Source organism: Chryseobacterium sp. GW823-FHT05E08, from assembly GCF_058795655.1.
Genome location: NZ_JBXAHY010000006.1, coordinates 19,121 through 32,838, shown reverse-complemented (window position 1 = coordinate 32,838; position 13,718 = coordinate 19,121). Strand labels below are relative to the sequence as shown.

Here is a 13,718-nt window from a genome sequence, read left to right as displayed (position 1 = left end):
TTTGTTATGGCTATGAAAAGAGAGACAACTATCAAATAGTTGTCTCCTTAAATCAAGACGATCATTTCTTCAAACACTTTTATAGATGATTTAGTTCGATTGAGTCAAATTAAATAAGAATTACAAAGCTTATTTTTATCGAACAATTTTATTGAAAGATAGATTTTTTTTATCATCACATTTTGTTTAATATGGCATATGTAATAGAGATATTTCCATGAATTTTTATATAATATTTACGTATATAGATTAATAAATTTGTAATAATGCTTTTTGAATAATTAGGGATTGTTGTATTTATAATTCAAACTTTTATAAAAGGTTATTTATATAAATATTATAATGATATTTATTAATTTTTAAATAATTTAGCGATTAATATTATGAAAAATATCATTCCTGATAATGAGTTAGGAAGATTGAAAAAATTAGAATTTTTTGATCTGCTGAACTTAGGCAAAGACCCTCAATTTGATGTTTTTGCAGAGACTGCATGTCTCATTGCCGATTGTCCTGCTTCTTTAATTGCAATTATGGAAAGTGAAACTCAAACCATCCAAAGCTGTATAGGTCTTGAGATCGATTCTGTACATCGCGAGAATACGGTTTGCCAATATTCGATAGCAAGCGGAGAAGTTGTGATTATCAATGATACGCTTTTGGATGACAGATCCCGGAACAATCCACTAATTTTGGAAGGAGGGATACGATTTTATGTAGGCATACCATTTATTGATGACGAAGGTTTTACATTAGGAACAATCTGTGTGATTGATTATAAACCCCGAATTATAACAGATAGACAGATTACAGCACTCAAAAAACTTTCAGATGTTATTTCTAACCTTCTAATGGTAAAGAGAAAGACAATTTATGCAGAATATTTTCAACAACTCTTCAATATATCCAATAATCTGATCTGTGTTTTAGATGGTGAATTAAAGTTTAAAGATTTCAATCCAGTAGTAGAAAAAGTGTTTTCATTGAAGAAAACAGAAATGATTGGGCTTCATTTCAATGAGGTTTTCGATGAAGGCAATAAGGAACTTTCAAAGCTTAAAAATCTTACGAAGAGTTATCAGGAAGTATCTTTTACTACTTCTACCATAGTTAAAGATGGAAGTTCCGTGATTGTAGAATGGGTTTTGAAGCCAAATCAGGAACTTTCTGAAATTTTTTGCTTCGGAATCAACATTACTGCGCAGACTGAAGAAAAACGTCAGTTGGAAAGCTCAGAGAGACGTTTCAGGAGTTTCTTTGAAAATGCCATCGGTTTGATGAGTATGCATGACATGGAGGGCAACATTATCGCTGTTAACGAAAAAGGTAGAGAAACGCTTCATTATTCTATGGATGAGGTAAAAAAATTAAACCTTAGAGACCTTGTTTCTGAGCATAATTGGTCTTCTTTATACCAGTATCTTGATAGGATTAATAAAAACAAAGAGGATTTCGGAACTATGATTCTCAAGGCAAAGAATGGGGTAGAGCAGATTTGGATGTACCACAATCTTGTTGAGATAGATAAAGAAGGGAAACCTTATATAATAAGCACAGCATTGAACGTCACCGAAAGAATGACTTTAGAGAAAGATCTGATTCATACCAAAAAAATGCTGGAGCAGACAAGTTCTGTAGCTCAAGTTGGTGGTTGGGAAGTAAATTTGAAAAAAGACACCGTATTTTGGTCTCAAAGTACCAAAGAAATTCATAAGATAAGTAATGATTTTCAGCCTAATTTAGAAAATGCTATCGGTTTTTACAAAGAAGATAGTAGAGAAAGAGTTAAATTTTTATTCAACAGAGCGGTGACAGAAGGAGTTCCGTATGATGATGAATTTCAGCTAGTGCGTAATGATGGTGTTACGATCTGGGTAAGGGTAAAAGGAATTCCGGAATTTGAAAATGGCAGTTGCAACAGGGTTTATGGGATAATTCAGGATATTGATGTATTCAAAAATATGTTCCTTGATGTTGCTAAAAAAGAAGCAATGATGCAATCGTTTGTAACTTATGTTCCAGTTGCCGTGGCGATGTTTGATATAGATCTTAATTATATTTCTGTAAGCAGTAGATGGAAAGATGAATTCAAAATGAATGAGACTGATATAATCGGAAAGAATCTTTTTGTTATATCACCAAACATTCCTGAAGAACGAAAAGAAATTTATCGCGCTGCCTTGCAAGGTAAAACTTATATAAATGAAGATTTTGCGATGAGTATTGAGGGCAAAGAAGAAATTCAGCATTTCGACCTTAAAGTTGGTCCATGGTATCTGTCACATAATGAAATTGGAGGGGTGATTGTTTCTGTTCAAAATATAACTAATTCTGTACACACCAATGAAGAACTTAAAAATGCAAAAAAAATGGCTGATATCGCAAGCAAGGCAAAATCAGAGTTTCTTGCGAATATGAGTCATGAGATACGAACACCTTTAAATGGAGTGATCGGTTTCTCTGATCTTCTTTTGCGTACTCCTCTCAACGATATTCAGACTCAATATCTTAATTACATTAACGAATCCGGGGAAAACCTCTTGAATATTATTAATGATATTTTGGATTTCTCTAAAATAGAATCCGGTAAAATGGAGCTTCTGATAGAGAAAAGTAATGTTTATGACATGGTAAGTCAGGTTATTAATGTGATTCTGTATCAGTCTCAGAAAAAAGATATTGAACTTCTTCTTAATATTGAACAAGGACTTCCAAAAACTTTATTACTTGATGAATCCAGATTAAGGCAAATACTTATTAACCTCTTGGGTAATGCAGTAAAGTTCACGGGGCAAGGTGAAATTGAGCTGAAAGTAGAAAAACTCCGCATGGATGATAGCAATATTGTTCTACGATTTTCTGTAAGAGATACAGGGATTGGCATACCTATCGAAAAGCAGAAACATATTTTTGATGCTTTCACACAGGAAAACAGCTCTATCAGTAAGCGTTACGGAGGAACCGGTCTCGGCCTTACCATTTCAAACAATATTCTTGGATATATGGGAAGTCATTTATCGCTGATCAGTACACCTGAGAAGGGTTCAGTTTTTTACTTCGATATTGAAATTCCTTACGAAATATCCGAATTGAGAGAAGAAGATGATCTCACTATAAAAAAAGTGCTAGTGGTAGATGATAATGAAGCAAACAGAATCATTCTTCAACACATGCTTACCTATAAAAATATAGAATCTACACTGGCTGCCAACGGAATGGAAGCTTTACAGATATTGCTAAGAGGTGAACATTTCGATGTAATACTGATGGATTATCATATGCCGGTAATTTCTGGCTTGGAAACAATTGATAAGATCAAAAAGTTATTTATTGAACGGAATGAGACCTCACCATTGGTAATTCTTCATACTTCTTCGGAGGAACATGATGTCATTAATTCCTTCCGTAAGGAAGACAATTCTTATTTTCTCTTAAAGCCTATAAAGTCTGATGATCTTTATAAAACACTTAGACGTGTGGCACAAAATACCGTGACAGAAGTTGCTGCTCTTGAACATTGTCAAAAAGACCAGTTTTCTTTTATGAAAGAGCTAGAAGTTCTGTTAGTAGACGATAGCCCGGTGAATATGGTTCTGAATAATAAAATGATGAAATTACTTATTCCTGGTGCGCATCTTACAGAAGCGGTAAACGGTCTCGAAGCTTTGGAAGAATGCAAGAAAAGAGAATTCTCTATTATTCTTATGGATGTACAGATGCCGGTAATGAACGGTATTGAAGCTACACAACAGGTTCGCCTCTTACCCGGATACAAAAACATACCTATTATTGGTGTAACAGCAGGAAACGTTTTGGGAGAGAAAGAAAAATGTATGGAGTCTGGGATGACCGATTTTCTGCCTAAACCTTTGCGACAGGCAGATCTTTTGGAAATGCTCAAAAAGTATATTGCCATTCAAAAAGATAAAGATGTTGAAACAGAAGCTAAAATACTAACCAAGAAATATATCAACATGGATATACTGAATGAGCAGATTGGTGGTGATGAAGAATTCAAAGATATTTTTTTAAACCTTGTGATTAACGAGCTTATACAGACAGAGAATAATATTGTTGACACAGCAGCAGTAAAAAATGCGGACGATGTCAAAATGATTCTTCATAAGCTTAAAGGCACTGCCGGAACTGCCGGTCTTTTCAGGCTTTCAGATTGTGCATTGAAATGGGAGAAAAAAGCTGATGAAAATATAGATTTTTCTGCGATGGAGAAAGAAATAAAAGAAGAAATAACAATAGGATTAGACCTAATAAAAAGTTTACTAAAATAAAATCAAAAGCTAAGTTAATTTTGATTTCCGAAGATAATGATCTGATTTTCAAAGCAAGTGAGCTTAAATATTAAAAGAAGGACGAAGTTACTTTTGACCCTCAAATGGTAAAGAAGTTATTGATTCTTTAGAAGAAAAGGTGTTGTGCGGGCAATTACTGTATCATGTGAGGCCTTTTGCTTTAGGAATTTAAATTCTTTCTGCAATACAATCTATGAGGAAACCAAATTCCGGGTATGCTTTCTATTATAGCACTGGTTCTCATTCTTCTTCTGTATAATTTTATTGAGTATAAAGAATGTGTCCGATCAATAATCTGGTCCGGTATTATTGATAAGAAAATATGTAAGATTATCATTTATGCGGATGAAAAAGCACCGGTGATTCACAATTAAATATTTGGTGTTAAAAGATCTTTTAAAACACTTTTTCTTCAAAGGTTGGACGATTCAGAAAAAAAAGTATTTATGATAGCACAGGGAATTTGTGAGCTTGGCTTCTGTCGACCTGCCAATCTCCTGTTCCGTAAGTTCAAAGTGATTTCACGGAAGATTCCCTGAAGGCAGCGAGTGAAGAATCTTGTTCTGATGTACAAGATCCCACAATTTCTAGGGATGACAAATTGGGAAATAATAGAATATTTACTGATTATACAGCCTAAGAATCTCCACTAATTCGGGTATGGATCGTATTTTCAGCTTCTCAAACAACCTTACTTTGTATGTACTGATCGTTGATGAATGGAGATTCAGCTGATTAGAAATTTCTTTGAGAGGAAGACCTTCAGCAAGCTTATTGGCAATTTGCAATTCGCGGTCTGATAATGCTTCAAAGGGAGAATTTTTTACAGCGCCGTTTAATGATTCTAAAAAAATCGCTTCTTTTATATTCTCACTGACATATCGGCCTTTACTGAGCATCGCCGTTAAAGCAGTCTCAATGACTTCAGTAGAGCTTAACTTGCTTAGATAGCCACCAGCACCCATTTTCAGATAACGCATTCCATACAACTCTTCATCCTGAGAAGAAAATATCAGAGTTTTTAATGCAGGCTGGTGAATTTTTATGTAATCTATTGCTTCCTGAACAGTACCATTAGGCATATTAACGTCCATAATGGCCAGATCAAATTCTTCTTTCAGAATTAATTTGTACAGCGATTTATAATCCTCTACTTCTGAAATTATAGCATCGGGTCTGAATCGTTTAATTGCTTGTATCAAACCCATCCGGACGATACCATGATCGTCTGCTACAACAATGCGAATGTTTACTTTTAAACCCATTACTCTATAAATTTACGTAAAAAAAGGGAAACCGTGGTGCCTTTATTTTCAGTGGAAATGATTTGGAGGTTTCCATTAAGCAAGGATATAAAATTTTTTACAATTTTCAAACTTAATCCCACTCCTTTCTCGCCTGCAGTTCCCAGAAATATGGGATTGCCATGATTATAGATCCCAGGTAAATACTTTTCATGTATTCCCGTTCCGAAATCAATCACAGAAAGCATAATCTGATCACCTTCTGTAATTGCTTGTAAATAAATATCTTGACCCGGTAAGGAATATTTTACCGCATTGTTAAAAATTTTATCTAAAATATATTCGAGCAACATACGATCGCTTGTAAGAAATGCGTTGTGATCTCCTTTAAAATAAAATTTAATATTTTTTTCTTTTAATTGAGCAGCGTATTTTTCTTCTAAATAGTGAAAGAGATCCATCACCATGATTTTAACGGGGTTAATCTTAAATTCCCCGTATTGTGTTTTTAGCCAGGCAATGCTGTCCTGGGTAGTTTGCAGATTCTTCTGGGCATCGCGTTTTACCTGCGGCAACAACTTAAAAAAATCTTCCTCACTTAAAGTTTTTTGCTCTAACTGTTCTATAAGCCACAGAAAAGTTCCAAACAGTTCTTTTGAGTCATGAGACAATATCGAGATCAGTCCGTTCTTGAAATTGATTTCGTTTTCCAGTCTTTCGATTTTTAATTGGAGTTCATTGACAAAATCATTCATAAATTCAGTATCATGGTTTTAGAAGCTGTTTGAATTATTATTTTTGAAAAAAGGCGGAAAGCGTTATATTCTTTAAATACCAATAAAAACATATAGTTCAGGCCTTTCTTCCAGGTGCTGGCAAGTTATAAAAAATATCATATTAGTAAAAAGAAAAATTGAATAGGATTTACCTGAAATAATAAATCTACTATTTTATTTAACTAAAAACGGCTTTATGTGGCATAATATTTCGACAGACATCCACTTTGTAAATTGTTTACTGGCATTACCGACAATGGGCAAAAGATGGAAAATGGACAATATCAAGAGATAACTGATCAAATGATGCAAGATAAAAAATGACAGCTTGAAGCGTCAATAATTGATAGCCAGACTCCAAAAATGTATCTACAAGTAATGAAAAATAAAGGGTTTGATGGAGGGAGGAGAACTCATCAAAGGAAAAAAGGTTTCTGGATAGAGATCCTTTAGGAAATCTTTTGGGCAGTTTTGTGTTTTCGGCCAATTGTGGAAATGAAACCATAAAATATTGGTTAAAATGTACTCACAAAACAAAATACTGGAAGCGTGAACACAGACTTCTCTTCCAATTGAATACTCATGGTACAAAGCTCCATAATCTATCAATACCGTGCTGATACGGCGATTGATTATTGCTATTAACATGCTCCATAGGGAAGAGCTATTTCAGAAAGTGTTGTTAAATAGCCGTAAAACTATAATAAACATTGATAGAGTATGTGGTATTTTCCTTCCCTACCAAACTTTGGGCACCCGCAGGTGGTATGGTGTATCTTACGTTCAGTGCACGGTCCAAAACCGGTGCTCCGTTAAAGAGTATTTTTTGAGGAGTTTTGGATAAGGGAACATTTACAGAACTCCCATCGATGCCAATTTGTAAAATGTTGGAATTGATGCTGGTCTGCAGACCGCCTTTCTTGAAATAATTTTCGTCCGATTTTACATAGAGCTCAAAACTTTCATTATTGGACAAAATAATTTGGTTGGGTATCATTTGTGACTGACCATCAGTGTAATGAGCAGCAGTATTAAAATTGAAGTTTACACTGCGCCCGGAACTGGGAATGGTGATCTCCGACAGAGGAAGTACCTTCAACTGAACAGCCGTATTTTGCAAACTGTTAATGGAGTTATCTGTACTGCTGGCATTGAAGTTCAAATCAAACGTATACGTTCCGGCTTCAAAAAAAAAGTTTTTAAAATCTTCCGCAGACACATAAAGCTGCGGAATTAAGCTGTTTCTGTTTCCTGCTACAACACTGAAATTAGAAGCAGAAAAATTCTGAAAATCGGAAGATAAGGCTTTGGTAGTGAGTGCCGCTCCATTATTGCCCAATTTAATGCTTGCTATATTTCTGGTTCCCGGAACACCTTTAGAGGACGTGAACTGAACTGTTGTTGCTGCAGCTTTCGCCCAAAAATTAAAATCAACCGTATTTGCGATTTCCGTATTCCCCAAATCCCACACCCGCGTGCTTGTACTGCGGTAGTCATTCAAAGAAGATATTTCTATGTATTTTGTTAAGGAGTTTGCTACCCATCGTATAGCTGAAGGGATGACTAAAATTGTTTTAAAATTACGGGGTGTGAAGTCATTATAATTCTGAGTTATATCCATGGAGTAATTCCCGGCCCGGAAAGCATTGGTACTAAATTGTGAGGCAGGAATTTTAAATGTAAAATTGATATTTCCCCGGTTGAATCCGCCCCCGATACTGATGGATGGCGGTTCAAACCATTTTACAGCGCTTGTACTGAACGACTGAAAACCTGGTAAGTAACCTGAAAGTCCGGTAGATGGCATCTGTCCACCCATACTTTCCAACTGCCACAGAAGTACGGAACCGGGTAAAGTAAGTGAGGAAGAAGAGTGAGTAAAATTTGGCCCGGAAACAGAGGTGAATGTAGGAGCTGTTGGGAGTAATCCCAAAAAGGCATAATCCCAGTTGGTTCTGTTGGCGTTCGTCATTACCCTTGTAGGTACTGAGGTAAATTCGCTCCTGTTAAAAATAGTATTATCAGGGACCGACAGGTAAACATCCTGAGCTTTCGTAGCTGTAGACCCGAACAATATGGTAAATATTCCTATTAGAAAAGACCTCATCTTTTTCATACTTTTAAATTTAAAACTTTTTCACCTTAATGGTGGTGTCTTTCTTTTTATACTCAAAAACCACGGCTTTTGAATAACCTTCTTTTGTCACCTGAATAGTTTGGCTGGGTTGTGTATAGCTGTATTTGTCATTTTCAATATAGAGATTGTATTTTCCATCTTTCAGGAAAAACTCAAACTCATTTTTTTGGTTAACCACGGCTGTATAGATCATCCCCTCTTCACTTTTTGCATATACTACTATTCCTGTTACATCCGTTTCCACAGTATCGTAGGCTTGTTTGATCTCTGTTAATTTCCCACTTACCTTAATGTTTTTTACCAAGCCTACTTTACGGTTAATATTGGCATGCACCATAATGACAGGATCCATCATCAACCGGGCACCTGCACTTTCGTTCATTTTCAGTGTGTAAGTACCTTCAGGCACATTCTGAAAAACTACTTTTCCATTCTTATCTGTTATCGCTACATAATTGTCCAGTTTTACAATTTCATTAGCAAGTACCGATTCACCGGATTCCAGAAGCCCATTAAAATTTTTATCTTCAAAGAACTGGAGAGCCACTTTATAATTTCCGAGAGCAGTTGCTGTGGTAAAATATTTTTTAATTCCCACTCTGAACTGGTAATAACTTCCACTGGTTGCATATTCAGCCGTAGATTTATAACCGGACAGATTAAAATACCCTGTGGTGGACCAGGAAGGCGAAATCTTATATTCCAGATTACCGGTGATATTACTGTTTAAATTTTTATAAAGTTCCGAATAGAAGGTCCCGGCTGAAAAAGATCCAGTCAGATTATGATTAAACATCTGGAAATTATAGGAGGCATACACATTATAATTGGCGAAATTACGGTTTCCATCATAATAAGAATTTAAATCAAAGACACTGATTGCGTTCCATTGGGCTGTTCCGTTGAGGGAGAATGACTTATATCTGTAAGATAAAGTTGTTCTCAAACTATTGAACCAGTCTGGTTGATCATTCTCTTTTGAATAAGAATATTCAGCCGTCAGGTTCAATCCGTGGGCACCTAATGTAGTACTGATGTTGGCTTCCAATCGGTAAGAAAAAAGTTCCTGTGATGTATAAAAATTAGCTGTTTTTTGTTTTTCAACCTTTGGATAAAGTAGGAAATTCCACTTCTTTAAAGAAAACTGATACCCTAGTCCCAAAGCTTCTGTACTGTTGAAATAATAACGCAAATTAGAAGTATTCCCAGGTTGGATGGGTTCACTCTGGAAACTCAGGAACTCGGGTTCTACCTGCGAATTCTGATATTGTATAAAAGCACGCTGAGCAGCAGAAAATTGGCGGCCGATCCGCTGATTTGAAAAAAAAGATCCTCGTTTGATCCCTGCATAACTTTTGGTGGCAAAGGAATTGAAAGATTGTACATCCCATTTCCCTATTTTTCCCTCGTAATTGGCTCCCATTGAAGCTCCTGTGTTTTCGTCTTTGTTCGAAAGACCTTTTTCGTTACTCACTCCCACCTCCGTACGGATGATGTGTTTTTCGTTAATTAACAATGATGTTACCGCATTCGCTACCTGCGTATCTACGTTAAAGCGCGGATCATGGTCGAAAATATAGGACACTTTTCCATTGAAAGATTTAGTATTTCCAAAAGCATATTTTGCACCCACCATGGTAGATCCTTCTGTTTGCTGGAAATAAGTACCGTACAGATTATAATTACTTTCCAGCGCAAGAACTTCAATCTGATTATTGTTACCAAATTTGGTAGAAACTTTCCCACCTCTTCCGAAAACAGGGTAGTCGTAATCGCTGCTGTTAACATTTCCCAAGCGTAAAACCGTATTTTTTCTCTCCAGTTCCAGCCAGGTATCATACACGTTATAAAGACCGTCTTCAAAATAGTAATCTGCACCGATATTGAAGCGCGATTTTAAATTCTCAGTCACCCGGAATGCTGTGTTTCCCCTTAATTGAAGAAAATTGAAACCTGAACTGTTTTCATTATAGCTCATTTCCACAAAGTTACTTCCGCTCACCGCTTCGTTTCCACGGGCAATTTGTCTGTTGTGCGATAAAATAACTAAGTAGAGCGTATTGCTTCCCACAATTTTATTATCAAGCAGATCTGTGACGATTGCATTAATATTAAATTCCGGATAAAGTGTATTCTGTTTTCTGACTGCAATTTTGATCTCAACCGTTTGTTTTTCTAACCCTTCCAGAGATAAGGTTTGCTGTTTGGGTAAAATTTCCAGACCATCAGGAATTGATTGCAAATCAATCTTAACGGTTCGTTTACTATAGCCCTGGTTTTCTACAGTCAGCAGAATTGAAGATTGGGGCAAAGCAGGGTTAATGAAATTTTCGTAGGTGGCTGTATAAATTGCGATGTTTTTGTTCTCGCCTTTAGCGACAAAGAACGAGGCGCTTTCAGTTCTGGTAACCGTTGGAGTGGCATATGAAACCTGGAATTGGATCTTATTGGATCTCAGTTTCATAAAATCCACGTTGGCGATCAGTTTCACAGGAAGATTTTTAGACTGACCAACGCCTAAGGTAAAGTCATTTTTGGGATAGAAAAGCAATCCCGGATATTGTTCCTGAGGGATGATATTCTGAATCATAATCTCTTCAGAACTTTTATTCTCAATGACCAGGAAATTAGTAAAAGTAGAACCCTTCTCAACAGTTACACTGTCATTTTCAAAATGGATTTGTATATCCTTTTTTTCCTGTGCAAAGGCCCACGAAAAGTGCAGAAGAACAAATACAAAAAATAAGATTGTTCTTCTTAGTACTGATATTGATATTCCATTCTGTGGTTTCAAGGCTTAATTTTAAAATTTAAAGTTTTTTTCTCCTACACGTAAATCATTGGATTCTGCCATTTTAACGATAACCACGCCAAGGAAGTTCCCTGAAATGTTCTCTGGTAAAGAAAACTGAACAACCTGATTGGTATCCGGAAACATGGAGATGGAAATTGCGGGTAATTTTATTTCTTTACCACTGTCTGTATTGGTGAGTTCAAACTCAACGGTGGCATCATTGATGGTGTTTCCGTCATTATGAATGCTTACAGCGACTTTTCTATTCGTAGTACTCTCATTGCTCACTTCTGAAATATTGGTAATATCCAAACTTTTCACATGGTTTCCCGGTGGAGTGTAAAAGATGTGAAGTCCCACCTCAAATAAAGTGATAATACCAATACCATTCTGAATACGCGCCTTATCTGCCTGCTGAGGAAGTTGGGTAAAAAACAACATACTGTTCGTAACAGCAGACTGTGATGCGTTTGCCGGAATCTGCATGGTTACTACAATCTCCTTTGTACTTTTGGCAGGAACTGTTACAGCATTTTCTAAGGTAGACACCCAGGAGGCATTGGAAGTTTTTGAACTGCCTGCTTCAAGATAAACCTTATTTCCGTCTTCTTCTCTAACCCAATCTTTATAGTTGAGATTAAAAACATAATCTTTATCCGAGTTGTTTTGAAGCGTGACTGTTTTTGTTACTTTTTCTCCTGGATTACCTGTGAAAAACAAGCGTGTAGGTGACATAGAGATGCTTTGTGCCAGAAGTGAAGAAGACCCTGTAAGGATAAAGAAAATGAAAAGGTGAATAAACTTGTGCATGGTGTAAATAGTTTAATAATAAAAGATTCTCAAAACTACTGAAAAACGCAGCAAAATGAGCCTTTACAAACTAAAAATTTTATTATAAAGCAGTCGCGGTATAAGTTACTGTTTGTGTATAAGTTCCGGCTGGCTTACCTAAAATATCAGAAGATGATGATTTTGCCGCGGGAATGGTGTAGTCCAAATTCAGTGTTAATGCACTTCCAAGAGGAGCATTGGCGACTAAGTTTTTTTCTCCTGCAGATAAAACCACATCGTTTTTTGTTCCGCCCATAGTTCCGGCAACCGTAGCTGCTTTGATAGTCAAAACATCTACAGGGATTGAGTTTGAACCATTGACGAAAGTTGGGCCACCTGCTTTTACTTTTACATTAAAATTCTTTGTTGAAGTAACTTTCAAAGCGTTGGCTTGAGCCACTGTTTTTTCCGAATTATAGTCTGCTGCAGTAACATAGTTAAAGGCGACTACACCACCAATTGCTGTACTTCCTGCATCGATAGAGATTACATCGTTCAGGGTAATGTTTACCGTTGTGGTTGCAGTAGTATTTTGAGCTTGAACATTGTTAGTTGCTAATATCATTGCTCCAATAGTTAAGGCTGTGATTGCGATTTGTTTTGTCATGGTAGTAATATTTAATTGTTATTCTTATTTAATTGTTCTCTATTGAACATTACAAATCTACAGCGGCAATAAAAGTTTCTTTGTAGTGGTAAAAGGAAGTTCATGTAGTAAAATCACTACAGAATTATTCATTGGGTTTAAATTGAAAAAACCTCAGTACTTTCCAGGTACTGAGGGCATGTATATTGATGTGTTTTTTTATTATAAAGCAGTCGCGGTATAAGTTACTGTTTGCGTATAAGTTCCGGCTGGCTTACCTAAAATATCAGAAGATGATGATTTTGCCGCGGGAATAGTGTAGTCCAGATTCAGTGTTAATGCACTTCCAAGAGGAGCATTGGTAACTAAATTCTGATCCGTTGCCGATAAAACCACAGCATTTTTTGTTCCGCCCATAGTTCCGGCAGCTGTAGCTGCTTTGATAGTCAAAACATTTACAGGGATTAAGTTGGTTCCATTCATAAAATTAGCACCTCCTGCTTTTACTTTAACATTAAAGTTCTTCGTGGAAGTAACTTTTAAAGAGTTGGCTTTAGTAATGGTCTGATCAGAGTTGTAATCTGCTGCAGTAGCATAGTTAAAGTCAACCGTATTACCAATGGCAGTACTTCCTGCGTCGATAGAGATTACATCGTTCAGGGTAATGTTTACCGTTGTGGTTGCAGTAGTATTTTGAGCTTGAACATTGTTAGTTCCTAATATCATTGCTCCAATAGTTAAGGCTGTGATTGCGATTTGTTTTGTCATGATGGTAATATTTTATTGTTATTCTTATTTAATTGTTCTCTATTGAACACTACAAATTTACAGCGGCAATAAAAGTTTCTTTGTAGTGGAAAACGGAAGTTCATGTAGTAAAATCACTACAGAATTATTCATTGGGTTTAAATTGAAAAAACCTCAGTACTTTCCAGGTACTGAGGGCATGTATATTGATGTGTTTTTTTTATTATAAAGCAGTCGCGGTATAAGTTACTGTTTGCGTATAAGTTCCGGCTGGCTTACCTAAAATATCAGAC

Annotated in this window: 8 protein-coding genes; 1 reads left to right on the top strand and 7 read right to left on the bottom strand. The window is 36.1% G+C overall.

Going from position 1 to position 13,718, the window contains the following annotated elements:
- Window positions 1–383 precede the first annotated feature (383 nt).
- A complete protein-coding gene (locus AC1Q7L_RS18340) occupies window positions 384–4,289 on the top strand; it encodes a response regulator (protein WP_223878201.1) in 3,906 nt (1,301 codons plus the stop codon).
- A 641-nt stretch (window positions 4,290–4,930) separates the two neighbouring features.
- On the opposite strand, the gene AC1Q7L_RS18335 is transcribed toward AC1Q7L_RS18340, so the two are convergent.
- The 7 genes from AC1Q7L_RS18335 to AC1Q7L_RS18305 all read right to left on the bottom strand — a co-directional run bounded on the left by AC1Q7L_RS18335 (window position 4,931) and on the right by AC1Q7L_RS18305 (window position 13,446).
- Entirely contained in the window at window positions 4,931–5,575 is a 645-nt protein-coding gene (locus AC1Q7L_RS18335; RefSeq protein ID WP_073174714.1) for a response regulator, read from the bottom strand.
- Window positions 5,575–6,309, bottom strand: a complete 735-nt coding sequence (locus tag AC1Q7L_RS18330) for a sensor histidine kinase (protein ID WP_073174713.1) — start codon at window positions 6,307–6,309, stop codon at window positions 5,575–5,577. Before AC1Q7L_RS18330 ends, AC1Q7L_RS18335 begins: the two co-directional genes overlap by 1 nt.
- Window positions 6,310–7,012: 703 nt before the next feature.
- Window positions 7,013–8,446: a hypothetical protein gene (locus AC1Q7L_RS18325; protein WP_073174711.1), complete on the bottom strand. Its 1,434-nt coding sequence runs from the start codon at window positions 8,444–8,446 to the stop codon at window positions 7,013–7,015.
- Window positions 8,447–8,456: 10 nt separating this feature from the next.
- On the bottom strand, window positions 8,457–11,261 hold the full coding sequence (locus AC1Q7L_RS18320; RefSeq protein WP_073174710.1) for a collagen binding domain-containing protein: 2,805 nt from the start codon (window positions 11,259–11,261) through the stop codon (window positions 8,457–8,459).
- Between the two features lie 9 nt (window positions 11,262–11,270).
- Window positions 11,271–12,071 carry a fimbrial biogenesis chaperone gene (locus tag AC1Q7L_RS18315; RefSeq protein WP_223878199.1) on the bottom strand — a complete coding sequence of 267 codons (801 nt, stop codon included), beginning with the start codon at window positions 12,069–12,071 and terminating at the stop codon, window positions 11,271–11,273.
- 82 nt (window positions 12,072–12,153) lie between these two features.
- The gene (locus AC1Q7L_RS18310) at window positions 12,154–12,699 is read right to left on the bottom strand and encodes a peptidoglycan-binding protein LysM (RefSeq protein ID WP_492307448.1); all 546 of its coding nucleotides are present in this window, start codon (window positions 12,697–12,699) and stop codon (window positions 12,154–12,156) included.
- 201 nt (window positions 12,700–12,900) lie between these two features.
- Window positions 12,901–13,446 carry a peptidoglycan-binding protein LysM gene (locus AC1Q7L_RS18305; protein ID WP_309944897.1) on the bottom strand — a complete coding sequence of 182 codons (546 nt, stop codon included), beginning with the start codon at window positions 13,444–13,446 and terminating at the stop codon, window positions 12,901–12,903.
- Window positions 13,447–13,718: the final 272 nt, after the last annotated feature.

Bases quoted from the DNA above. Each gene is read 5' to 3' on its own strand.
- AC1Q7L_RS18310 (WP_492307448.1), bottom strand. From the start codon at position 12,699: ATGACAAAACAAATCGCAATCACAGCCTTAACTATTGGAGCAATGATA.
- AC1Q7L_RS18330 (WP_073174713.1), bottom strand. From the start codon at position 6,309: ATGAATGATTTTGTCAATGAACTCCAATTAAAAATCGAAAGACTGGAA.
- AC1Q7L_RS18305 (WP_309944897.1), bottom strand. From the start codon at position 13,446: ATGACAAAACAAATCGCAATCACAGCCTTAACTATTGGAGCAATGATA.
- AC1Q7L_RS18315 (WP_223878199.1), bottom strand. From the start codon at position 12,071: ATGCACAAGTTTATTCACCTTTTCATTTTCTTTATCCTTACAGGGTCT.
- AC1Q7L_RS18325 (WP_073174711.1), bottom strand. From the start codon at position 8,446: ATGAAAAAGATGAGGTCTTTTCTAATAGGAATATTTACCATATTGTTC.
- AC1Q7L_RS18340 (WP_223878201.1), top strand. From the start codon at position 384: ATGAAAAATATCATTCCTGATAATGAGTTAGGAAGATTGAAAAAATTA.
- AC1Q7L_RS18335 (WP_073174714.1), bottom strand. From the start codon at position 5,575: ATGGGTTTAAAAGTAAACATTCGCATTGTTGTAGCAGACGATCATGGT.